The following is a 23203-nucleotide window of genomic DNA, read 5'->3' on the forward strand; positions in this document are numbered from 1 at the left end:
GAACGGCCGCCCGAGGGCGACCGTTCGCTTCGCATCAGGGCGCGATCACTCCCACTCGATGGTTCCCGGGGGCTTCGACGTCACGTCGAGCACGACGCGGTTGACGTCGGCGACCTCGTTGGTGATGCGGTTCGAGATGCGCGCGAGCACGTCGTACGGGAGGCGCGTCCAGTCGGCCGTCATGGCGTCTTCGGACGAGACCGGGCGCAGCACGATCGGGTGGCCGTAGGTGCGTCCGTCGCCCTGCACGCCCACCGACCGCACGTCGGCGAGGAGCACGACGGGGCACTGCCAGATGTCCTGGTCGAGACCGGCCGCAGTCAGCTCCGCGCGCGCGATGGCATCGGCCTGGCGGAGCAGATCGAGACGATCACGGGTGACCTCGCCCACGATGCGAATTCCGAGGCCGGGCCCCGGAAACGGCTGACGCCCGACGATCTCTTCGGGCAGGCCGAGCTCGCGGCCGATGGCGCGCACCTCGTCCTTGAAGAGCGTGCGCAGCGGTTCGACGAGCTCGAACTGCAGGTCTTCGGGCAGGCCGCCCACGTTGTGGTGGCTCTTGATGTTCGCCGTGCCCGTGCCGCCGCCCGACTCGACGACGTCGGGGTAGAGCGTGCCCTGCACGAGGAACTTGATCGGCTGGCCGTCGGCGGCGGCTTCGGCGACGAGGTCCCGCTCGGCCTGTTCGAAGGCGCGGATGAACTCGCGGCCGATGATCTTGCGCTTCTCCTCGGGGTCGGTCACACCCGCGAGCGCGTCGAGGAACGTGTCGACCGCGTCGATCGTGACCAGCCGAACGCCGGTCGCCGCGACGTAGTCGTTCTGCACCTGCTCGCGCTCGCCCTGGCGGAGGAGCCCGTGGTCGACGAACACCGCGGTCAGCTGGTCGCCGACGGCCTCCTGCACGAGCGCGGTGGAGACCGCGGAGTCGACGCCGCCCGACAGCGCGGAGATGACGCGGGCCGAGCCGACCTGCTCGCGGATGCGCGCGACCTGCTCGGCGATGACGTTGCCCGAGTTCCAGTCGGCGGGAATGCCTGCGGCGCGGTGCAGGAAGTTCTCGATGACGCCCTGACCGTACTCGGAGTGCTTGACCTCGGGGTGCCACTGCACGCCGTAGAAGCCCTGCTCGTCGTTCGCGAACGCGGCGACCGGCGTGGTCGCGGTCGAGGCGAGCACCTCGAAGCCCGCCGGGGCGACCGCGACGGAGTCGCCGTGGCTCATCCACGTGATCTGGTGCTCGGGCTGGCCGCCGAGCAGCTGGTTGTCGTCGGTGCGCAGCGTGGTCTCGGTCGAGCCGTACTCGCGGTGGCCGGTGTGCGCGACCTCGCCGCCGAGCTGCTGGGCCATGACCTGGAAGCCGTAGCAGATGCCGAGCGTCGGCACGCCGAGCCGCAGGATGCCCTCGTCGAGCGACGGGGCGCCCTCTTCATAGACCGACGACGGGCCGCCCGAGAGCACGATGCCGATCGGGTTGCGCGCACGCACCTCGTCGGCCGTGATCGTGTGCGGCACGATCTCGGAGTAGACGGATGCCTCGCGCACGCGTCGTGCGATCAGCTGCGCGTACTGCGCGCCGAAGTCGACGACGAGGACTGGGCGCTGCTCGGTGGGCTGGTCGGTCACGGCTGGGCCTCCACGGGGTCGGCGTCGGATGCGGGAACAGGCTGCGCTGCGGCTTCACGGGCCTCGCGCGAGTCGAGGTACCCGGTCACCTCGCGGGCGATGCGCACCTCGAGGAAGAACGAGAGGAAGGGGATGATGCCGCCGAGCGCGATGAGCACGAACCGCGTGAACGGCCAGCGCATGAGGCTCCAGAGGCGGAAGTCGCTGAACAGGTAGAGGACGTAGAACCAGCCGTGGGCGATGAGGATGCCCGTGGAGAGGTTCACGCCCTCGCCCGTGGAGACGAGCCCTGCGGGCGTCTCGACGACGGGCGCCAGGGTGAGGAAGCCGGCCGGACCGAATCCGAAGAGCTCGTAGTGGAACACGTACTTCAGGAGCATCTCGGCGCAGAGCAGCAACAGCATCACGCCGGTGATGACCGACGTGACCTTGTAGAGCTTCAGCGCCCCGCGAATGCGCGGCAGATCGGCGGATTTCGGCTCGAGGGGCATGCGCCCAGTCTACTTCGCCTCGACAGCGGCGTCGTCCGCCGCATGGGCGGCCGCCGGGAGGGGCGGCGGCACCACCCGAGGTCAGGCGGCTCGAGGCGCCAGCCCCGAGAGCAGCCGCCCGAGGACCTCGATCACGGCGTCGACCTCCGCCGCGGCATCCGCTGCTCCGGCATTCGCGATGGCAGCCTCGTTCAACGCGCCGGAGATCATGGTCGCGAGCGTTCCGAGTCGTTCGTCACGGATGGCCCCGGCCGCGGCGAGCTCGGCCACGCCCTCGTCGAGCAGGCGGACGCTCGTGTCGAGATCGCCCTCGCGCCACTCCCCCCAGCCGAGCACCGCCGGGCCGTCGATCAGCAGGATCCGTCGCACCCGCGGGGCGAGGCTCGCCTCGAGGAAGGCCCGGCAGCCGGCGAGGAACGCGACGAGCGGGTCGGCGTCGACGGATGCCGCGTGCTCGACGCGCTCGGCGACCCCCCGTTGCGCGTGCTCGACGACCGCACGGAAGAGCCCCTCCTTGCTGCCGAAGTGGTGGTAGATCGCGCCCCGGGTGAGGCCCGCCTCGGCCACGACGTCTTCGAGCGCGACGCCCGCGTAGCCGCCGTCGGCGAACCGGCGCCCGGCGATCTCGATGATCGCGGCGCGCGTGCGCGCCCGCTGCTCGGCCTTGGTCGCCATGGTGCTCCGTTCGCGCCCCGTCAGGGCCATCCAGGACTTGACATGCACACTGTACGGGAAACACAATACATACACACTGTACGTATCTATATCGGTCGGTACGTCCGCGTCGGCGACGCGTTCCGCCGACGCACCGAAGGAGTCGTCGTGAACCTCTATCCCGTGCTCCAGACGGCGGATGTCGCTGCGAGCGCCCGCTTCTACCGCGTGCACTTCGGCTTCGCGCCGACCTTCGAAGCCGACTGGTACGTGAGCCTGCGGCATCCGCTCGCGCCGCACGCCGAGATCGCGCTCCTCGACAGCGAGCACCCCTCGATCCCCGACGGCTACCGGGAGCGCGCCCGCGGCACGCTCGTGAACATCGAGGTCGACGACGTCGATGCGCTCGCCACCCGCCTCGACGCCGCGGGCGTGCCGGTCGTGCAGGCACTGCGGAGCGAGGCCTTCGGACAGCGGCACGTGATCGTGCGCGATCCCGGGGGCGTGCTGGTCGACGTCATCACCGAGATCCCGCCCTCGGCGGAGTACGTCGCCGCCTTCGCGCCGAACGAGTGACCGGCATCGGCCTCGCCGCGTGTCGGGAGCCGGTCAAGCGTCAGGGCGCAGCCGGCTCGTCGACCGCAGCGGCGGCCGCTTCGGCCTCGGCGGCGGACTCCTCGGCCTCCTCCGCCTCGCGCTCGACCGCGTCGCGCACGAGGCGGTACCAGAGGTACACCGCGAAGCCGGCGAACACGACCCACTCGACGGCGTAGAAGACGTTCAGCCAGTTGAGCTCGAACGTGTGCTCGGGCGGTGGTGAGACGATCGCCTCGAGGCCGGGCGCGGCATCCGTCGTCGTGATGTAGCCGAAGTACACGGGGCGGTCGTCGTAGTCGACCCACACGTTGATGAGCTGCGCCACGGCGACCGTGGTCATGGCGAACGGGTCGCCGTCCTCGTCGGGGGCGACGGGCGCCTCGCTCGGCAGGAAGCGCCCGACGACCTGCGTCTCGGCGCTGTCGGCCTGTGCGACGGAGATGTCGAACGCATCCGCGGCGGACTGCGCTGCCTCGCGGTCGGCCGCCCAGCCGAGGGCCACGGGCAGGCCGCCGGCCGCGGCATCCGTCACCTCGAGGTGCGCGACCACCCAGTAGCCCGCGGCCCCGTCGTTGAGCCGACCCTCGACGAGCACGGTGTCACCGGGCACGAACGTGCCGTGCACCTCGACACGCTGGGCCGTGGCGATCTGCTTGGTCGCCATGTCGGGCTCCACCAGGTCGCCGAGCGGCAGCACCTCTTCAGTGGGTCGCTCGATGGTCTCCGACTGCTCGACGGCGCGCTCGATCTGCCACTGGCCGAGCAGCGCGAACCCCGCGGCGACGGCGAGCGCGAAGAGGAGCGCGAGCACCCACCGGGGGCGCAGCATCATCTGCAGCATCAGACCCCGATGCCTCGCGCGTGGACGGCGGACAGGGCTTCGGGCATGCCGACCAGTCTACTTCGCGCTCCCTGAGCGTCACGTCGGCGCCGTGGGCGCGACCTCTGGTGCGGCGCCCTCCACGGCGCCGCACCAGAGGTCAGTCGACCTTGACGATGTCGGGCGCCTCGAGCCGCACGCGATCGGCGGACTCGTCGTCGGGCTGGAGTTGCGATTCGCGCTCGGCGACGACGCGCTCGAGGTAGCGCTCGACCTCGAGTTGCTCGCGCTCGGCGTCCCAGCCGAGCACGCCGGCCATGAGTCGCGCCGCGACCGGAGCCGCGGAGACGCCACGGTCCCACGCCTCGATCGAGATGCGGGTTCGGCGCGCGAGCACGTCGTCGAGATGCAGCGCGCCCTCGTGGGAGGCCGCGTACACGACCTCGGCCGCGAGGTAGTCGTCGGCGCCGGGCAGGGGCTCGCCGAGCGAGGCATCCGCCCTGATGAGGTCGAGCAGCTCGTCGGTCATCGTGCCGTACCGGTTGAGCAGGTGCTCGATGCGCACCTTGTGCACGTCGAACGCCCTGGCGATCTTGGCGCGCTTGTTCCACGCGGCCTGGTAGCCCTCGGCGCCGAGCAGCGCGATGTCCTGCGTCGTGGACTTGGGCACGCGGCCGTCGAGCGCATCGGCGGCCGCGTCGATCGCGTCTTTCGCCATGATGCGGTACGTCGTCCACTTGCCGCCGGCGACGACCACGAGCCCCGGCACCGTGTGCGCGACGATGTGCTCGCGCGACAGCTTCGACGTCTGGTCGCTCTCGCCCGCGAGCAGCGGACGCAGGCCGGCGAACACACCCTCGACGTCTTCGCGCGTGAGCGGAATGGCGAGCAGCGCGTTCACGTGCTCGAGCAGGTAGTCGATGTCGGCGGCCGTCGCCGCGGGGTGCGCCTTGTCGAGGTTCCAGTCGGTGTCGGTCGTGCCGATGAGCCAGTGACGGCCCCACGGGATGATGAACAGCACGCTCTTCTCGGTGCGGAAGATCATGCCCATCGCCGACTGGATGCGGTCGCGCGGCACCACGAGATGGATGCCCTTCGACGCACGCACCTTGAACGTGCCCCGCTCGCCGACCATGCGCTGCGTGTCATCGGTCCAGACACCGGTCGCGTTCACGACCTGCTTGGCGCGGATCTCGAAGTGCTCGTCGGACTGCAGGTCGTGCGCCTTCACGCCGACGACGCGTTCGCCGACCTTGATGAAGCCCTCGACCTTGACCCGCGAAGCGACGTGCGCGCCGTACGACGAGGCGGTGCGGGCGAGCGAGGCCACGTAGCGGGCGTCGTCGACCTGCGCGTCGTAGTAGGTCAGGCCGCCGATGAGCGCGTCGTTCGAGAGGGACGGAATCGCCCGCATGACCTGGCGCTTCGAGAGGTGGCGGTGGTGCGGAACCCCGGGGGGCCGACCGCCCGTGTAGCTGAAGACGTCGTAGAGCAGCATGCCTGCGCCGATGTAGAGGCGTTCGAAGAACCGCTTCTTCAGGGGGTAGAGGAACCGCACCGGCTTCACGAGGTGCGGCGCGATGCGCTGCAGCAGGAGTCCGCGTTCGATGAGCGCCTCGCGCACGAGCCTGAAGTCGAGCTGCTCGAGATAGCGGATGCCGCCGTGCACGAGTTTCGACGAGCGGCTCGACGTTCCCGATGCCCAGTCGCGAGCTTCGAGCAGGCCGGTCGAGAGCCCTCGCGTCACGGCGTCGAGCGCGGCACCCGTGCCGACGATGCCGCCGCCGACCACGAGGATGTCGAGTTCCTTCTCCTTGAGCCGCGCGATCGCCGCAGTGCGCTCCTCGGGACCGAGCTTCGTCGAGCGGGCGACGGATGTCAGGGCATCCGCTCCTGCACCCGACGTCGTCGTCGATCCGGACTTCTGTGTCGCCATCGTCGTCCCCATCCCTGCGATCGCAGACGGCGACCGCGTGATCCGAGATCAACGCTACCCGAGCGAAGGCCGGATCAGGAGGGGGCGGGTGGTCGAGTTCAGACCGACTGGTACGGCGCGACGACGACTTCGACGCGCTGGAACTCCTTGAGGTCGGAGTAGCCCGTCGTCGCCATCGAACGGCGCAGGGCGCCGACGAGGTTCGCGCTGCCGTCGGCGGCCGGAGCGGGCCCGTAGAGCACCTGCTCGAGCTCGCCGATCTGGCCGACGTGCACGCGGCGGCCGCGGGGCAGCTTCGAGTGGTGCGCCTCGGCGCCCCAGTGGTAGCCGCCGCCGGGGGCATCGGTCGCACGCGCGAGCGCGGCGCCGAGCATGACGGCGTCGGCGCCGCACGCGATGGCCTTCACGATGTCGCCCGAGGTGCCCAGACCGCCGTCGGCGATGACGTGCACGTAACGGCCGCCGGACTCGTCGAGGTAGTCGCGGCGCGCGCCCGCGACATCCGCCACCGCCGTGGCCATGGGCGCGTGGATGCCGAGCGTCGCGCGCGTGGTCGACGCCGCGCCGCCGCCGAAGCCGACGAGCACACCCGCCGCGCCCGTGCGCATGAGGTGGAGCGCGGCCGTGTAGGTCGACGCCCCGCCCACGACGACGGGCACGTCGAGCTCGTAGATGAACTTCTTGAGGTTGAGCGGCTCGACGTTCTTCGACACGTGCTCGGCCGAGACCGTGGTGCCGCGGATCACGAAGAGGTCGACGCCCGCGGCGACCACGGTCTCGTAGAGCTCCTGCGTGCGCTGCGGCGACAGTGCGCCCGCGACCGTGACGCCGGAGGCGCGGATCTCGGCGAGCCGCGCAGTGACGAGCTCGGGCTTGATCGGCTCGGAGTACAGCTCCTGCATGCGCTGCGTCGCCGCCTCGGGCGCGAGGTTGCGGATCTCGGCGAGCACGGGCTCGGGGTCCTCGTACCTGGTCCAGAGGCCCTCGAGGTCGAGCACGCCGAGGCCGCCGAGCTGGCCCATCATGATCGCGGTCTGCGGCGACACGACGGAGTCCATCGGGGCCGCGAGGAACGGGATGTCGAACTGGTACGCATCGATCGACCAGGTGGTCGAGACGTCTTCGGGATCGCGGGTGCGCCGGCTCGGCACGATGGCGATGTCGTCGAATGCGTAGACACGACGGCCCCGCTTGGAACGGCCGATCTCGATCTCCTGAGTCACCATGACAGCCTACCGAACGGATGCCGCGGGCCGAACGGATGCCGCGGGCGGGCGCCCGCTCGCACGCGCCCTCCGACCGCTCACCGCACCCGCTCGACCCGCCCCTCGTCCCACACGGGGGCATCGGTCTCCTCGACGCGCCCGTCGGAGCGGAACACGACGAACCGGTCGAAGCTGCGCGTGAACCAGCGGTCGTGGGTGACCGCGAGCACGGTGCCGTCGAAGCGCGAGAGCGCATCCTCGAGGGCTTCGGCCGAGACGAGGTCGAGGTTGTCGGTCGGTTCGTCGAGCAGCAGCAGCGTCGCCCCCGAGAGCTCGAGCAGCAGGATCTGCAGCCGCGCCTGCTGCCCGCCCGAGAGTTCGTCGAAGCGCTGCTGCGCGGCGCCGGCGAGGCCGTACCGGTCGAGCGCCGAGCTCGCCGCCTCGCGCGCCATGCCGTCGCGGTTCGCGTCGCCGCGGTGCAGGATGTCGAGCAGCGTGCGCCCGCGGAACTCGGGGTGCTGGTGGTTCTGCGCGAACCACCCGGGCACGACCCTGGCGCCGAGCACGGCGCGCCCCTCGTGCGGCACGCGCGCGAGGGTCTCGCCAACGCTCGTGACGTGCCCGAGGGTGCGATCGGGCTCGGTGCCGCCGCCTGCGAGCAGCCGCAGGAAGTGCGACTTGCCCGAGCCGTTCGAGCCGAGCACCGCGACGCGGTCGCCGTACCAGACCTCGAGGTCGAAGGGCTGCATGAGTCCGCTGAGCTCGAGCCGTTCGCACACCACCGAGCGCTTGCCGGTGCGCGAGCCGCGCAACCGCATCGACACCGCGTGAGCCGGTGGCCGCTCCTCGGGCGGACCGGCGTCCTCGAACCGCTTGAGCCGCGTGATCGCCGCCTGGTACCGCGAGGCCATGCCGTCGTTGTAGGTCGCCTTGACCTTGAGCGTGTTCACGAGCGTCTTCAACGCGAGGTGCTGCTCGTCCCATCGACGGCGCAGCTCGTCGAGGCGTTCGAAGCGCTCCTCGCGCGCGGCGTGATACCCGCTGAAGTTGCCGCCGTGCACCCAGGCCGTGCTGCCGGCCGCACCCGCCTCGAGCGTCACGATGCGGTCGGCCGCCCTCGCCAGCAGCTCGCGGTCGTGCGAGACGAGGAGCACGGTCTTCGGCGTCGCCCGCAGGGCCGACTCGAGCCAGCGCTTGCCGGGCACGTCGAGCGAGTTGTCGGGCTCGTCGAGCAGCAGCACCTGCTCCGGCCCGCGCAGCAGCGCCTCGAGCGCGAGACGCTTCTGCTCGCCGCCCGAGAGCGTCGACAGCTCCCGCCAGCGAGCCCGTTCGAACGGCACCCCGAGCGCGGCCGCCGTGCAGTGGTCCCAGACGACCTCCTGCTCGTACCCGCCGGCCTCGGCGTATTCGGCGAGCGCGGTCGCGTACCGCATCTGGTTCGCCGTGTCGTCCGTCTCGATGAGCGCGTTCTCGGATGCCTCGAGCTCGCGTGCCGCGGCACGGATGCGGGTCGGCGCGACCGACACGAGCAGACCCGAAACCGTCGTCGGCGGTTTCGCCGCGGCATCCGTCGACGCCTCGACCTCGGTGGGCTGCCTGCCGACGAACTGGTCCATGACGCCCAGGCCGCCGTCGACCTGCACGCTGCCCTCGTCGGGTCGCAGGTCGCCGCGGATGATACGCAGCAGCGTCGACTTGCCCGCGCCGTTCGCACCGATCAGCGCGGTCGTGCGCCCGTCGACGACGCGGAAGGCAAGGTCGGCGAGCAGCGGCCTGCCGTCGGGCAGTGAGAAGGAGACGCCGTTGACGTCGATGAAACCCATGGGGTGATCCGTTCCGATTCGCGACGCGCGTGGTTGTCGCACGCGTCGCGGCGCCGAGGCAGCCGATCAGGATACATGGCACGTGCGAAGGCCGCGAGTCCGGCCTACGGGTGCCGTCCGGCCGCGGATGCAGCATGCTGGAGGCATGCACGGCTTGCATCGCATCGAAGCGGACCCCATCGACCTGCTGCGTACGCGCACGAGCGCGAAGTGGCGCTCGTACGACCCCGAGGTGCTGCCGCTGCCCGTGGCCGAGATGGACTACCCCCTCGCCGAGCCCATCGCCGCGGCGCTGCACCGGGCGATCGACCGCTCGGACACCGGGTACAACGCGGGGCCCGAGGCCGTGGCGCACGCCTTCGCCGGGTTCGCGGCGACCCGCTTCGGCTGGGAGGTCGACCCCGCGCGCGTGACCTGCACCGCCGACGTGTCGATGGGCCTCGTCGAGGTGCTCCGGCGCGTCATCTCACCGGGCGACCGCGTGGTCGTGACCTCGCCGATCTACCCGCCGTTCTTCGACCTCGTCACCGAGGCCGGCGGCGTCGTCGAGGAGATCCCGCTGCTCGGCGGCATCCGCGACGGGTGGTCGCTCGACCTGCTCGCCATCGAGGCCGCCTTCGCCTCCGGCGTTCGCGCGATGCTGCTCTGCAACCCGCACAACCCGACCGGGTGGGTGCCCGCGCGCGACGACCTCGCACCGCTCGCCGACCTCGCCGCCGCCTTCGACGCGACGATCGTGAGCGACGAGGTGCACGGCCCGCTCGCGCAGCCAGGCTCCCCCTACACGCCCTTCCTCACGGTGTCGGATGCCGCGCGCGAACATGGCGTGGCCGTCACCGCCGCGACCAAGGCGTTCAACATCGCCGGGCTCAAGGCCGCACTCATCATCACGGCGAGCGAGCGCGGCGACCGGCTGCGCGACGCCTTGCCCTACGAGGTGTCCTGGCGCATGAGCCAGTTCGGCTCGATCGCCACGGTCGCCGCGTTCACCGACGGTGGGCCGTGGCTCGACGGCGTGCTCGGCAGCCTCGACGACAACCGACGCCTGCTCGCCGACCTGCTCGCCGAGGAGCTGCCCGGCGTCGGCTATCGGATGCCGGATGCCACCTACCTCGCGTGGCTCGACCTCGCGGCGCTCGGCTGGGGCGACGACCCCGCGGCGACCGCCCTCGAGCGCGCGAAGGTCGCCCTGATGAGCGGGCCGACGTTCGGCGCCGAGGTCGGACGCGGCCACGCGCGCCTGAACTTCGCGTGCTCGCCCGAGGTGCTCGGCGAGGCGATCACGCGCCTCGCCGACGCAACGTGAGCGTTGGGCCGTGGACGTCACGTCACGAGGCCGACCGCGGTACGCGTCGCAACGCTGGCGCGTCGCGATCGCTGCGGCTGCCGCCTTTCTGACGGAAGCGCGTCACGGCTCCGCCGCGCCGCGCTGACCGTCAGCGCTTGTAGTTCGGGGCCTCGACCACGATCTGCACGTCGTGCGGGTGCGACTCCTTGAGCCCGGCTGCCGTGATGCGCACGAACCTGCCCTTCGCCTTGAGCTCCGCGACGGTGCGACCGCCGACGTAGAACATCGACTGGCGCAGGCCGCCGATGAGCTGGTGCGTGACGGCCGCGACCGAACCGCGGTAGGCGACCTGGCCCTCGATGCCCTCGGGGATCAGCTTGTCGTCGCTCGGCACGTCGGCCTGGAAGTAGCGGTCCTTGGAGTACGAGGTGTTCTTGCCGCGCGTCTGCATCGCGCCGAGCGAGCCCATGCCCCGGTAGAGCTTGAACTGCTTGCCGCCCTGGAACACCACGTCGCCGGGCGACTCGTCGGTGCCCGCGAGCAGCGAACCGATCATGACGGTGTCGGCACCGGCGACCAGCGCCTTCGCGATGTCGCCCGAATACTGCAGCCCGCCGTCGGCGATGATCGGCACGTCGGCCTCGCGCGCGGCGAGGAAGGACTCGTAGATCGCGGTGATCTGCGGCACGCCGACACCGGCGACGATGCGGGTCGTGCAGATCGAGCCGGGGCCGACGCCGACCTTGACGGCGTCGACGCCCGCGTCGATGAGCGCCTGCGCGCCCTCACGGGTCGCGGCCTGGCCGCCGATCACGTCGATGTGCGCGAACGTCGGGTCGGACTTGATGCGGCGAACCATCTCGATGACGCCTGCGGAGTGGCCGTTGGCGGTGTCCACGACGATCACGTCGACGCCGGCATCGCGCAGCGCCTCGGCGCGCTCCCAGGCGTCGCCGAAGAAGCCGATCGCGGCGCCGACGCGCAGGCGCCCCTCGGAGTCCTTCGTGGCGTTCGGGTACTGCTCGGACTTGTCGAAGTCCTTCACCGTGATGAGTCCCGTGAGGCGGCCCGCCTCATCGACGAGGGGCAGCTTCTCGACCTTGTGCTTCGCGAAGATGGCCAGCGCCTCGTCGGGGTTCATGCCGACCCGGCCCGTGATGAGCGGCGCCTTCGTCATGACGTCGGCGACCTTCGTGGTCGACTTCTCGAACTCGGAGACGAACCGCATGTCGCGGTTCGAGATGATGCCGACGAGGATGCCGTCCGAGTCGACCACGGGCAGTCCGCTGACCCGGTAGGTCGCGCACGCCGCGTCGACCTCGGCCACGGTCGCGTCCGGCGTCGTCGTGACCGGGTTGGAGACCATGCCCGATTCGCTGCGCTTCACGCGGTCGACCATCTCGGCCTGGTCGGCGATCGAGAGATTGCGGTGCAGGATGCCGATGCCGCCCTGCCTGGCCATGGCGATCGCCATGCGGGCCTCGGTCACGGTGTCCATCGCCGCGGAGAGCAGCGGCGTCGCGACGGTGATGCGACGCGTCAGACGGGAGCTCGTGTCGGCCTCGCTCGGAATGACGTCGGTGTGTCCAGGGAGCAGCAGCACGTCGTCGTACGTGAGTCCGATGAATCCGAACGGGTCGTGCTGTTCCATTGGGGCGCCCCTTGTATCGCGTGGTCGGCATCGAAGTGCACCGCCGGCGAAGGGCCTTGCACGGTGTCTACCGATTCTAATCGAGGCGACGCACGGAGTATTCCCCGCGCGTGGTGCACGGCGCGGGCGCCTGCCCGCCGGCGCGAGGCCGCCGCGCACATCCCGTGCGCGAGAGCGCGCCCACCTGCAGGTGCGTTGCGTTTCTCACGATTCGGCAGCGGTTCCCGAACGTGGGGGATGCGAAACACGGACGACACACTACGCTCATAACGTCTCCTTCACGGCCGATGGGATTCCTATCGCCGTGGTGTCCCAACCTGGAGGTTTCGTGAGATCCCCATCCCCTGCCGTCGCGTACCCACCCGGTCGCATGATTCGGCTGTTCGGCGCCATCCTCGCCGTCACAGCGGCCATGCTCGGCGTCTTCGCATTGTCCGCATCACCGGCCATGGCCGCCGAAGGCGATCCGTATCGCATCAGCGGCAACGTCCAACTCGACGGTGAACCCCTCGAAGGCGTCAAGCTCGTGATCGACGGCCCGGGGGGTGAACAAGAGGTCGAGACCGACGCGAACGGCCAGTGGAAGGTGAGCGTCCCCGAGAAGGACGACTACACCGTCACGCTCGACGAGGACACGCTGCCCGAGGGCATCGCGGTCGTCGACCCCGAAAGCGACACCCCGAACGAGAAGGACGTCACCGTCGGCGCCGGCGGGCGCGTGACCGTGAACTTCTTCATCGGCGAGGGCGAGCGCAACGTCACCAGCATCTTGGACCAGTTCATCCAGCGCTTCGTGCAGGGCATCAACTTCGGCCTGATGCTCGCACTGGCGGCCGTCGGCCTGTCGCTCGTGTTCGGCACGACCGGCATCTCGAACTTCGCGCACGGCGAGATGGTCACGTTCGGCGCGGTCGCGGCATCCTTCCTCGTGAGCGCCGGATCGATGGCGTTGCCGCTCTGGATCGGGCTCCCGCTCGCCGTCGTGGTGAGCGCGGGTCTCGGGCTCCTGCTCGACGTGATCCTGTGGCGACCATTGCGGCGCAAGCGCGTCGGCGTGGTGCAGCTCATGATCGTGAGCATCGGCCTCTCGCTCGCGATGCGCTACACCTTCCAGTTCTTCATCGGCGGCGGCACGACCCAGCTGCCGTACGCGACGGCCCCGAAGATGTCGTTCGGACCGATCCAGCTGAGCGGCATCGACATCGCCTCGATCGCGATCTCGATCCTGGTGATCGTCGGCTTCGCGATCTGGCTCACGCGTTCGCGTCTCGGCAAGGCCACCCGAGCGATCAGCGACAACCCGTCGCTCGCCTCGGCCTCGGGCATCGACGTCGACCACGTCGTGCGCGTCGTGTGGATCATCGCGGGCGCGCTCGCGGGCCTCGCCGGCATCCTGTACGCGTACTACCGCCCCGGCATCAAGTGGGACATGGGTGCGCAGGTCCTGCTGCTCATGTTCGCCGCGGTCACCCTCGGCGGTCTCGGCACGGCCTACGGCGCCCTCATCGGTTCGCTCATCGTGGGCGTGATCGTCGAGGTCTCGGGTCTCTGGATCCCCGACGACCTCAAGTACGCGGGTGCCCTCGTCATCCTCATCGTCATTTTGCTGTTCCGGCCACAGGGCATCCTGGGCCGACGAGAGAGAATCGGTTAGGCGCGCATCATGGACTGGATTCAGATCTTCTCCAATACGGCATCGTCGATCCTCAGCCCGGCGACGATCGGCTACGCGCTGGCCGCCCTCGGCCTGGCCGTACACTTCGGCTACGCGGGCCTGCTCAACATGGGCATCGCGGGCTTCATGGCCATCGGCGCATACGGCTACGCGATCTCGATTCTGTCGTTCGACCTGCCGTGGTGGCTCGCCGCCATCATCGGCCTCACGGCGGCCTCGATCTTCGCCCTCGTCCTCGGCGTCCCGACCCTGCGGCTCCGAGGCGATTACCTCGCAATCGTGACGATCGCGGCCGCCGAAGTCGTCAGGCTCCTGTTCCTGACGACCGCATTCGACGAGTTCACCGGCTCCGCCGACGGACTCAGCGGCTACCACGCGAGCTTCCGCGCCTCGAACCCCATCCCCGAAGGCACGTACGGCTTCGGCCCGTGGGTCTACAACGCGAACGACTGGTGGGTCCGCATCCTCGGCCTCATCACCCTCGCGATCGCCGTGCTCGTGGTCTGGTCGCTCATGCGCAGCCCGTGGGGCCGCGTGCTCAAGGGCATCCGCGAAGACGAGGACGCCGTGCGCGCCCTCGGCAAGAACGCGTTCGCGTACAAGCTGCAGGCGCTCGTGCTCGGTGGCGTGATCGCCGCGGCCGGCGGCATCATCTACGCGCTGCCCTCGGCGGTCAGCCCCGGCGTCTACGTGACCTCGCTCACGTTCTTCGTCTGGACGGCCCTGCTGCTCGGCGGCGCGGCGACGGTGTTCGGGCCGCTGCTCGGCTCGCTCATCTTCTGGGTGCTGCAGACGTTCCTCAGCAACTTCCTGCCCGCGCTCGTCTCGGCCGGCGTGCTGCCGTTCATGTCGCAGATCCAAGCGGGCACGCTGCGCTTCATCCTGGTCGGTGTGGCGCTCATGCTGCTCGTGATCTTCATGCCGCAGGGCATCCTCGGCAACAAGAAGGAGCTGACCTTTGTCAAGTGAGATTCCGGCTCCCACGGAGCCCACGACGACGGATGCCGCGGCCGACACCTCGACCGCATCGGCACCGGTCGCCCGCCCCAAGACGACTGGTCTGCACGTCGGCGATGCCAAGCCCGGCGTCGCCAAGGTCGACCCGATCATCGTCGCAGACGGCGTGCGTCGCCAGTTCGGGGGCCTCACGGCCGTCGACGTCGAGCACCTCGAGATCCCCCGTGGCGCGATCACGGCGCTCATCGGGCCGAACGGTGCGGGCAAGACCACGCTGTTCAACCTGCTGACCGGGTTCGACAAGCCCAACGAGGGCTCGTGGACCTTCGACGGCCGTTCGCTCTCGGGCGTACCGGCCTTCAAGGTCGCCCGCATGGGCCAGGTGCGCACGTTCCAGCTCACCAAGGCGCTCGGCCTGCTCACCGTGCTCGACAACATGAAGCTCGGTGCGAAGGGCCAGCGCGGCGAACGCTTCTGGCAGAGCCTGGTCCCCGCCGCCTGGCGAGGGCAGGACACCCAGATCGAGAAGCGCGCCATGGGGCTGCTGGCGAAGTTCAAGCTCGACGCCAAGGCGGGCGACTTCGCTGCCAGCCTGTCGGGCGGCCAGCGCAAGCTGCTCGAGATGGCTCGCGCGCTCATGAGCGAGCCCAAGCTCGTCATGCTCGACGAGCCGATGGCCGGCGTCAACCCGGCGCTCACGCAGTCGCTCCTCGACCACATCCTCGACCTGAAGGACGAGGGCATGACCGTGCTCTTCGTCGAGCACGACATGCACATGGTCCGCCACATCGCGGACTGGGTGGTCGTCATGGCCGAGGGCCGCGTGGTCGCCGAGGGCGACCCGTACTCCGTCATGCAGGACCCCGCCGTCATCGACGCCTACCTCGGCGCGCACCAGGAACTCGACCTCGGTGTCGTGACCGGTCGCGTCACGGCCGAGGAGGCCGACCCGACGACGGATGCCTCGGCATCTACCGCCGTCGACGCGGCCGAGCTCGCAAGCGCGGGCACGGCTGAGGCAGAGGCCGAATTCGCCGGCGACAACAAGGAGAAGGACCAGTGAGCAACGCGACTGCGACCACCACGCCCGTCGTCTTCGTCGACGACGTGCACGCCGGCTACCTGCCGGGCGTCAACATCCTGAACGGATGCTCCCTCGTCGCCGAGCAGGGCGAACTCATCGGCATCATCGGCCCGAACGGCGCCGGCAAGTCGACGCTGCTGAAGGCGATCTTCGGTCAGGTCAACGTCCGACAGGGCACGGTCTCGCTTCAGGGCGAGGACATCACCGGCCTCAAGGCGAACAAGCTCGTGGCACGCGGCGTGGGGTTCATCCCCCAGACCAACAACGTGTTCCCGAGTCTGACCATCGAAGAGAACCTGCAGATGGGGCTGTTCCAGAACCCCGGCATCTACAAGGAGCGCCTCGAGTTCGTCACGGGGATCTTCTCGGAGCTGGGCAAGCGCCTCAAGCAGCGCGCCGGCTCGCTCTCGGGCGGTGAGCGGCAGATGGTCGCCATGAGCCGCGCGCTCATGATGGACCCGAAGGTGCTGCTGCTCGACGAGCCCTCGGCCGGCCTGTCGCCCGTGCGTCAGGACGAGGCGTTCATCCGCGTCTCCGAGATCAACAAGGCGGGCGTGACCTGCATCATGGTCGAGCAGAACGCCAGGCGCTGCCTGCAGATCTGCGACCGCGGCTATGTGCTCGACCAGGGCCGCGACGCCTACACGGGCACCGGGCGCGAACTGCTGAACGATCCGAAGGTCACCGAGCTGTACCTCGGCACGCTCGGCACCTGACCGGCGCCGACAGCACCACGAACAGGGCGGGTCCTCGCGCAAGCGAGGGCCCGCCCTTCGGCGTTCGGCGGCGACCGGAGGCATGACCTCCGGCGTTGTCGGTGAGCGGATGCTCGGCCTTGTCCGGACCGAACCGGACCCAGCCGTGGCACACCCGTGGTCCTCCGTTGCGGCGGGCCCATGGGGGGCCCGGGGAACTGATCTGCGTCGCGCCCGGGCGCGCGACCGCCCACCCGCGCGATATCTGGGCCGCACCGCACCAAGATCTGCGCACCGAGAGGCCCCGTCCTGTCGGATGGGAGCGAAGGTTGCCCCATTGGCTGACACCTCGCGAACCGCCTGCGGCGCGCCGCAGCATCAGGCCGTGCGCACCCGGTCGTGCCGAGGCGCCGCGGCCCGCGTCCGCGCGGAGGGCGACCCTGTGGGCGGCGCACACGCAGCGCGGTGAGCGCTCGCGCACGCGGCAAGGCCTGCCACCCGCAATCCGAGAGCGGGAGCACACGCGCGCGGGCGCACAGACCCGTGTTTCGGGCACGCAGAAGGGCCCCGGTCCGAAGACCGGGGCCCCTCCGCTGACTACTGCGTTCGGACTACTCGGGAATCAACCCTCGTAGGCGACGTAGTTGTTGTCCTCGCCGTACTGGTAGATGCCGATCGACGCCTCGGTCGGGTCGCCGACCTCGTCGAACGTGATCGGGCCGGAGATGCCGTCGTAGTCGGCCGTGCCGCCACCGACGATGATGTCAGCGCACTCGGCGTAGGTCGAGCACTTCTCGCCGTCACCCGAACCACCCGAGACCTCCTGCAGCTTCGCAGCGATGTCGGCCGAGTCGGTCGAGTTCGCGGCGAGCGCTGCGAGCGCCAGCAGGACGGTCGCGTCGAAGGACTCGGCAGCGTAGCTGTAGTCCTCGAGCGGGGGCGTGCCTTCTTCTTCGAGGAAGGCGTCGAGCTCACCGGTGAACGCCGAGATCGAGTCGATCGTCAGGCCCGGCAGCGTGCCCTTGGCACCCGTGAGGGAACCGGCGGGGAACGCGTCGGCGAAGTTCTTCAGGTTGCCGTCGACGAAGTAGAGCTTGTCGGCCGGGAATGCCCCGAAGAGGCTGGGGAGGATGGTCGAGACCTCGTCGAACGTCACCAGTGCGATGGCGTCGGGGTCGGCCGCGAGGACCTCGCTGATCTGGGCGTCGAACGTCGTGTCACCCGTGTTGTACGTGGGTGCTGCGACGACCTCGCCACCGGCTGCCTCGAAGGCCTCGGTGACGTACTTCGCCAGGCCGGTGCCGTACGAGTCGTTCAGCACGATCAGGCCGAGCGTCTGGTTGCCGTCTTCGGCGATCAGGTTGCCGAGGACTTCGCCCTGGAGCACGTCGGACGGAGCCGTACGGAAGTACAGGCCGTTGTCGTCGTACGTGGTGAACGCGTCGGACGTGTTGGCCGGCGAGAACTGGATGACGCCCGCACCAACGACCTGGTCGATGAACTGGAGCGAGGTGCCCGACGAGGCCGCGCCGATGATGGCCGAGACGTCTTCGCCGAGGAGGCGGGGGATCTCGGTCTCGTAGGCCTTGTTGTCGGTGTCGCCGGAGTCGCCATAGACGACGTCGAGGCTGAGCCCGGTGTCGGCGGTGGCGGCGTTGATCTGCGACGTCGCGTAGGCGACACCGGCCTCTTCGGGCGGGCCGAGGAATGCGAGGTTACCGGTCTGCGGCAGAGCCGTACCGATGGTGAGGGCCAGCTCGTCGCGCTGGCCCGAGCTGTCGCCCGATCCGGAATCGGTCTCGCCGCTCGCGCAGGCGGAGAGGAGAAGGGCGCTCGTCGCGGCGACCGCGACACCTGCCCAGACCTTGCCGCGCGAACGAGCGGGTCGGGACGTGCCGAATACGCTCATGTTGCTCCTTGGGACTGAAGGAAATGTGGTTCACACCGGCGGGCTGAGGCTCGCCGTTCTGTCACAGTATTCGGCGAGCGGCCCTGTGCAAAGTAATCCCGGTCACAACCCGATAACACTGTCTGAAGTGTTACCTCACCGTCACATTCCGTCCGTTCCAAGGCCTTTTCACGCACGATTCCACCGTTCACGCACACTCCGACCACCCCGATTCGGGGGTGGATGGAGCGGAGGGATGACGCACGGTGACGGCCCGCTCGACGCTGCGCCGCGGCATCCGTCGCTCAGGTGAGGTCGGCGACCTGCCGCCGGGCCGCTCGCGCACCACGGACCAGGTCGAACGTGAGCACGATGAGCGCGACCCAGACGAGACCGAAGCCGACCCACCGCTCGGGCGGCATCGGCTCCTGCAGCACAACGACCCCGACGAGGAACTGGATGAACGGCGCGAAGTACTGGATGAATCCCATGTAGATGAGCGGCAGGCGCCGTGCCGCAGCCGCGAACAGGAGCAGCGGCACGGCCGTGATCGCGCCGGCGCAGAGGAGCAGCACCGTGTGCCACGTTCCGTACGCCCCGAGCGACAGGCCCGACGTCGAGCCGACCACGACGAGGATGACCACGGCGATCGGCGTGAGCCACGCCGTCTCGAGCGTCAGGCCCGACACCGCATCGACCTTCGGCCCGACGCGCTTCTTGATGAGCCCGTACGTTCCGAACGAGAACGCCAGCACGAGCGCGATCCACGGCGGTTGGCCGTACCCGATGGCGAGCACGACGACCGCGACGATGGAGATGCCGACCGCGACCCACTGCGTGGCGTTCAGGCGCTCACGCAGCACCAGGACGCCGAGGAACACCGTCACGATCGGATTGATGAAGTACCCGAGTGCCGCCTCGACGACCTGCCCCGAGACCGTCGCGTAGACGTACGTCTGCCAGTTGACGTAGATGAGCGCGCCCGCGAGGCCCATGGTGAGGACGATGCGGCGATCGCGGAGGAGCACGAAGAACGGGCGCCATGCACGCGTCACGGCGAGCAGGAGCGCGCAGAACACGAGGGAGAGCACGACGCGCCATCCGACGATCTCGAACGGCCCGGACGGCGCGAGCGCGATGAAGTAGATCGGCAGGAAGCCCCACAGCACGTATGAGCTGATCGCGAAGGCCAGGCCCTGCCGGCTGACCCCGCCGGTCTTCGAGGCCGTTGCGGCGATCGTCGGGCCGGTGCTCGTGGGGTCGGTGCTGGAGGTCACCGGTCAACCGTACGCCCGGGCTTCGACGCCGCGGTGCGGCGGGGCTGCCGTCCTTCGACGAGATCCGGTCTCGGAGGGGAGGAGCACTGCCGACCAGCCATGGCTCGACGGCTCGGGCACGCGAGCCGAGCCCGGACGTGACGACGCCCGGACACGACGAGGCCCGGACGCCATTCGGCATCCGGGCCTCGGAAGTGCGGGTCGACTCAGCGGACGACGACCGCGAGCACGTCGCGAGCCGACAGGACGAGGAAGTCCTCGCCTGCGAACTTGACCTCGGTGCCGCCGTACTTCGAGTAGATCACCTTGTCGCCGACGGCCACGTCGAGCGGAACACGGTTGCCGTTGTCATCGATGCGACCGGGGCCCACGGCCACGACCTCGCCCTCCTGGGGCTTCTCCTTGGCGGTGTCGGGGATGACCAGACCGGATGCGGTGGTCTGCTCTGCCTCGACCTGCTTGATGACGATGCGATCCTCGAGCGGCTTGATGGAAACCGACACGGTTCACCCCTTCTGTAGATGAGAAACTGTCTCGATGAAGACTGGTTAGCAGCCTCAGAGCGAGAGTGCTAAATCGAGTCTAGGCGCGATTTGGCACTCGTGCAACGTGAGTGCCAACCCTGTCGGGCAGGGTGCTAGCGTGGCCGGGTGGACCGCGCCGAGCTCGTCGAACTGCTCTCTCCCGAGGGGCTGCGGCTGCTCGACTCGCTGCCCGAGTGGCAGGCGAAGACCGACATCGTCGCCGCCGTCTCCGACCTGCGCCGTCAGGGGCACTCCCCCTCCCTCGTGGCCGCCGTGCTGACGCAGTCGAGGCTGCGCGCCAAGGCGCGCGCGAAGTTCGGCGAGTTCTCGACGCGCATGCTCTTCACCGAGGCGGGCCTCGAGCAGGCCACGCGCCTGCGGGTCGCCGCGCTGCACGCCGGGCGCTTCGCGCGCGCCGGCATCCGCCACGTGGCCGACCTGGGCTGCGGCATCGGCGGCGACTCGCTCGCCCTCGCGGCCGTCGACCTCGAGGTCACCGCCGCCGAGGCCGACGAGGTCACCGCCACGATCGCCGCCTTCAACCTCGCGCCGTTCGAGCAGGCGCGCGTGCTGCACACCACCGCCGAAGAGGTCCACCTCGGCGGCATCGGCGGCGCCTGGCTCGACCCCGCCCGTCGGGTCACGAGCGGCGGGCGCACACGCAGGCTCTCGGATGCCGCGGACTACACGCCGAGCCTCGACTTCGCGTTCGGGCTGGCCGACCGCCTGGCCGTCGGCGTGAAGCTCGGCCCCGGCACGGACCGCGGCGTGATCCCGGTCGACGCCGAGGCGCAGTGGATCTCGGTCGGCGGCGACGTCGTCGAACTCGGCGTCTGGTTCGGCGCCGTCGCCCGGCCCGGCGTCCGCCGTGCCGCACTCGTCGTCGGCGAGCAGGGCGCCGACGAGCTCACCGCCTCGGCCGACAGCGAGGACGCGCCCGTCGGCCCGCTCGGCGACTATCTCTACGAACCCGACGGCGCGGTCATCCGCGCCAGACTCATCGGCGACCTCGCCAGGGCGCACGGCGCGTGGATGCTCTCCGACGGCATCGCCTACCTCACCGGCGACACGGCCTTCCAGTCGCCGTTCGCGCAGGGGTTCCGCGTGATCGAGCGCCTGCCCGCAGACGAACGCCAGCTGCGTCAGGCCCTGCGCGCCCGCGGCATCGGCACGCTCGAGATCAAGAAGCGCGGCATCGACATCGACCCCGCCGTGCTCCGCACGAAGCTCAAGCTGCAGGGCGCGGCATCCGGGACCCTCGTGATGACCCGCGAAGAGGGCCGGCACGTCGCGCTGCTCGTCGAACGACTGCCGCGCGACGCCGCTCACTGAACAGCGGCGCTCAGATCTGCAGCGTGCCGAACACGATCGCGTAGTAGCCGATCCACACGGCAGAGAACACGAGGCCGCCGACCCCCGTGCCGATGGCGACGAACGCGAGCGTTCGCCCGGTCTCCTCACGGCGCAGGCCCAGCACGCCGAAGATGATCGCCGCGATCGAGAGCGGCAGCATCCAGCCGACGAAGAGCGAGGCGGCTGCGCCGATGATGCCGAGCACGGCGCCGACCCAGCTGTAGACCCGGCGCTGCGTCTCCTCTTCTTCGACCTCGTCGGATGCCTCGGCGTACGCCTCGGGTCGGTGCACGATGAGCAGCTGGCCGGTCGGCACGGTGCGCAGTTCCCCCGTGTCGAGCGGCATGTCCCATTTTCGCGATGCGACGGCCATCGGCACGGGTGCCCCCTCGGACGACGGAGCTGCGGCGCGGAGCTCCGACTCGTCGATCGGCCGCGCGGGCACGTCGGCCCCGGACGCCGCTCGCGGGGCATCCGGAACCGAACGTGGCCGCAGCGGTTCGTCTGGGGGCAGGGTCATGCGATCAGTAGTAGTACGAGCTCGACGAGCCGAAGACCAGCGCCCAGAACAGCAGGGAGATCAGGCCGATCGCGACGCCCACGAACCCGAGGATCATGCCGGTGAGCCACATGCCCTTCGCCGCGGGCTCGCGCTTGCGGCCGATGAAGCCGAGCACGACCGCCGCCGCGGGGATGAAGAGCTGCATGACACCGCCCACGAAGGGGATGAACACGACGAAGAAGCCCACGAGGCCGACGATGCCCGCGATGAGCGAGATCAGGCTGTAGACGGGCGTCGGCTTGGCGGGCCCGGCAGGCGCGTACGGCGAGCCGGCCGCAGCGACCGGAGCTCCGTACGCGGCGGGCGGTGCGGGCGGCGGCACCGGCGCGCCGTAGGCCGGCGCGGCGGGAGGCTGCGTCCCGTAGAGCTGCGGCGCCTCCGCGGCCGGCGGAACCGGCGCCGAGTACGCGGGCGGCTCGGGCGCTGCGGGCGGCTCGGGCGCGGCGGGCGGCTCGGGCGCTGCGGGCGGCTCGGGCGCTGCCGGCGGCTCGGGTGCGCTCGGGACCTCGGGAGCCGCCGGTAAGTCGGGAATCGAGGCCGAGGGTTCGGTGCCGTCGGCGGGAGTCTTCGGATCGCTCATGAGTCGGCCTTCCGTGATGAGAGGTGGATCAGTACGAGTAGGTGCTGCCGCCGTACGAGGCCGCGATCGCGAAGAGGACGATGAACACGATCGTGAGGATGATCGAGAGCACGAGGCCGATGTAGCCGATCACCAGACCGGCGACGGCCATGCCGCGGCCCTGCTCGCCGGTCTTCTTGATCTGGCTGATGCCGATGTGGCCGCAGACGATGCCGACCAGGAAGCCGATGCCCGTGAAGAAGCCCACGAGCGACGCGACGAGCGACACGATCGCCAGCACGTTGGTCTTGGCGGGGGTCGGAGCGCCGTAGGCGGGCGCCGACGCATCGTAGGCCGGTGCCGTCGTGCCGTAGGCCGGCACGGACGGTGCAGGCGGCGCTGCCGGGGGCGTCGAGTAGACGGGCGGCGCCGGCGGTGCGGGCGGCACGGGTGCGGCCGGCGCGGTGGGGATGTCGGGCGTGTCGCCCGACGGGCTGCTGGGAACGTTGGGGTCGGTCACGGTCGTCTCCTCGATGCT

The 23203-nt window shown here is 70.0% G+C and carries 21 protein-coding genes; 7 read left to right on the plus strand and 14 right to left on the minus strand.

The window, feature by feature from the left end:
- Positions 1-45 precede the first annotated feature (45 nt).
- From guaA to ATC03_RS15025, 3 genes are all read right to left on the minus strand, one after another.
- The gene (gene guaA / locus ATC03_RS15015) at positions 46-1626 is read right to left on the minus strand and encodes a glutamine-hydrolyzing GMP synthase (protein WP_067878795.1); all 1581 of its coding nucleotides are present in this window, start codon (positions 1624-1626) and stop codon (positions 46-48) included.
- Complete coding sequence (locus ATC03_RS15020) at positions 1623-2117, minus strand: DUF3817 domain-containing protein (protein WP_067878798.1); 495 nt, start codon at positions 2115-2117, stop codon at positions 1623-1625. Before ATC03_RS15020 ends, guaA begins: the two co-directional genes overlap by 4 nt.
- Positions 2118-2198: 81 nt before the next feature.
- Positions 2199-2792 carry a TetR family transcriptional regulator gene (locus ATC03_RS15025; protein WP_067878802.1) on the minus strand — a complete coding sequence of 198 codons (594 nt, stop codon included), beginning with the start codon at positions 2790-2792 and terminating at the stop codon, positions 2199-2201.
- A gap of 147 nt (positions 2793-2939) precedes the next feature.
- Between ATC03_RS15025 and ATC03_RS15030 the strand changes: the two genes are divergently transcribed.
- A complete protein-coding gene (locus ATC03_RS15030) occupies positions 2940-3347 on the plus strand; it encodes a VOC family protein (protein WP_067878805.1) in 408 nt (135 codons plus the stop codon).
- A 40-nt stretch (positions 3348-3387) separates the two neighbouring features.
- Here ATC03_RS15030 and ATC03_RS15035 read toward each other — a convergent pair whose 3' ends face one another.
- The 4 genes from ATC03_RS15035 to ATC03_RS15050 form a co-directional block, all read right to left on the minus strand.
- Positions 3388-4200: an SURF1 family protein gene (locus ATC03_RS15035; protein WP_227820121.1), complete on the minus strand. Its 813-nt coding sequence runs from the start codon at positions 4198-4200 to the stop codon at positions 3388-3390.
- Positions 4201-4348: 148 nt separating this feature from the next.
- On the minus strand, positions 4349-6124 hold the full coding sequence (locus ATC03_RS15040) for a glycerol-3-phosphate dehydrogenase/oxidase (RefSeq protein ID WP_084003754.1): 1776 nt from the start codon (positions 6122-6124) through the stop codon (positions 4349-4351).
- Positions 6125-6222: 98 nt separating this feature from the next.
- The gene (locus ATC03_RS15045; protein ID WP_067878811.1) at positions 6223-7350 is read right to left on the minus strand and encodes a GuaB3 family IMP dehydrogenase-related protein; all 1128 of its coding nucleotides are present in this window, start codon (positions 7348-7350) and stop codon (positions 6223-6225) included.
- 77 nt (positions 7351-7427) lie between these two features.
- On the minus strand, positions 7428-9152 hold the full coding sequence (locus ATC03_RS15050) for an ABC-F family ATP-binding cassette domain-containing protein (protein ID WP_067878814.1): 1725 nt from the start codon (positions 9150-9152) through the stop codon (positions 7428-7430).
- A 145-nt stretch (positions 9153-9297) separates the two neighbouring features.
- Between ATC03_RS15050 and ATC03_RS15055 the strand changes: the two genes are divergently transcribed.
- Entirely contained in the window at positions 9298-10458 is a 1161-nt protein-coding gene (locus ATC03_RS15055; protein ID WP_067878815.1) for a MalY/PatB family protein, read from the plus strand.
- 130 nt (positions 10459-10588) lie between these two features.
- Here the strand turns inward: ATC03_RS15055 and guaB are convergent, their stop codons facing one another.
- Complete coding sequence (gene guaB / locus ATC03_RS15060) at positions 10589-12091, minus strand: IMP dehydrogenase (protein WP_067878817.1); 1503 nt, start codon at positions 12089-12091, stop codon at positions 10589-10591.
- A gap of 370 nt (positions 12092-12461) precedes the next feature.
- Between guaB and ATC03_RS15065 the strand changes: the two genes are divergently transcribed.
- The 4 genes from ATC03_RS15065 (at position 12462) to ATC03_RS15080 (ending at position 16523) form a co-directional block, all read left to right on the plus strand.
- Entirely contained in the window at positions 12462-13745 is a 1284-nt protein-coding gene (locus ATC03_RS15065) for a branched-chain amino acid ABC transporter permease (RefSeq protein ID WP_067878819.1), read from the plus strand.
- A 9-nt stretch (positions 13746-13754) separates the two neighbouring features.
- Complete coding sequence (locus ATC03_RS15070) at positions 13755-14735, plus strand: branched-chain amino acid ABC transporter permease (RefSeq protein ID WP_067878821.1); 981 nt, start codon at positions 13755-13757, stop codon at positions 14733-14735.
- Between the two features lie 91 nt (positions 14736-14826).
- Positions 14827-15786, plus strand: a complete 960-nt coding sequence (locus ATC03_RS15075; protein ID WP_067882340.1) for an ABC transporter ATP-binding protein — start codon at positions 14827-14829, stop codon at positions 15784-15786.
- A complete protein-coding gene (locus ATC03_RS15080) occupies positions 15783-16523 on the plus strand; it encodes an ABC transporter ATP-binding protein (RefSeq protein WP_067878824.1) in 741 nt (246 codons plus the stop codon). Before ATC03_RS15075 ends, ATC03_RS15080 begins: the two co-directional genes overlap by 4 nt.
- 601 nt (positions 16524-17124) lie before the next feature.
- Here the strand turns inward: ATC03_RS15080 and ATC03_RS15085 are convergent.
- The 3 genes from ATC03_RS15085 to groES form a co-directional block, all read right to left on the minus strand.
- Positions 17125-18411 carry an ABC transporter substrate-binding protein gene (locus tag ATC03_RS15085; protein ID WP_067878826.1) on the minus strand — a complete coding sequence of 429 codons (1287 nt, stop codon included), beginning with the start codon at positions 18409-18411 and terminating at the stop codon, positions 17125-17127.
- 284 nt (positions 18412-18695) lie between these two features.
- The gene (rarD, locus tag ATC03_RS15090) at positions 18696-19667 is read right to left on the minus strand and encodes an EamA family transporter RarD (protein ID WP_418117974.1); all 972 of its coding nucleotides are present in this window, start codon (positions 19665-19667) and stop codon (positions 18696-18698) included.
- A 206-nt stretch (positions 19668-19873) separates the two neighbouring features.
- Complete coding sequence (gene groES / locus ATC03_RS15095) at positions 19874-20170, minus strand: co-chaperone GroES (protein WP_067878828.1); 297 nt, start codon at positions 20168-20170, stop codon at positions 19874-19876.
- A gap of 147 nt (positions 20171-20317) precedes the next feature.
- Between groES and ATC03_RS15100 the strand changes: the two genes are divergently transcribed.
- On the plus strand, positions 20318-21523 hold the full coding sequence (locus ATC03_RS15100; RefSeq protein ID WP_067878836.1) for a class I SAM-dependent methyltransferase: 1206 nt from the start codon (positions 20318-20320) through the stop codon (positions 21521-21523).
- 10 nt (positions 21524-21533) lie between these two features.
- Here the strand turns inward: ATC03_RS15100 and ATC03_RS15105 are convergent, their stop codons facing one another.
- From ATC03_RS15105 to ATC03_RS15115, 3 genes are read right to left on the minus strand one after another with little or no spacing between them, the layout of a single operon-like run.
- Positions 21534-22064 (minus strand): DUF4190 domain-containing protein, encoded by a 531-nt coding sequence (locus tag ATC03_RS15105; RefSeq protein ID WP_152030979.1) that lies wholly within the window; start codon positions 22062-22064, stop codon positions 21534-21536.
- Between the two features lie 4 nt (positions 22065-22068).
- Complete coding sequence (locus ATC03_RS15110) at positions 22069-22686, minus strand: DUF4190 domain-containing protein (protein ID WP_067878841.1); 618 nt, start codon at positions 22684-22686, stop codon at positions 22069-22071.
- A gap of 28 nt (positions 22687-22714) precedes the next feature.
- Positions 22715-23185: a DUF4190 domain-containing protein gene (locus ATC03_RS15115; RefSeq protein ID WP_067882347.1), complete on the minus strand. Its 471-nt coding sequence runs from the start codon at positions 23183-23185 to the stop codon at positions 22715-22717.
- Positions 23186-23203 lie beyond the last annotated feature (18 nt).

The organism is Agromyces aureus, assembly GCF_001660485.1.
In the GTDB taxonomy this organism is placed as follows: Bacteria; Actinomycetota; Actinomycetes; order Actinomycetales; family Microbacteriaceae; genus Agromyces; species Agromyces aureus.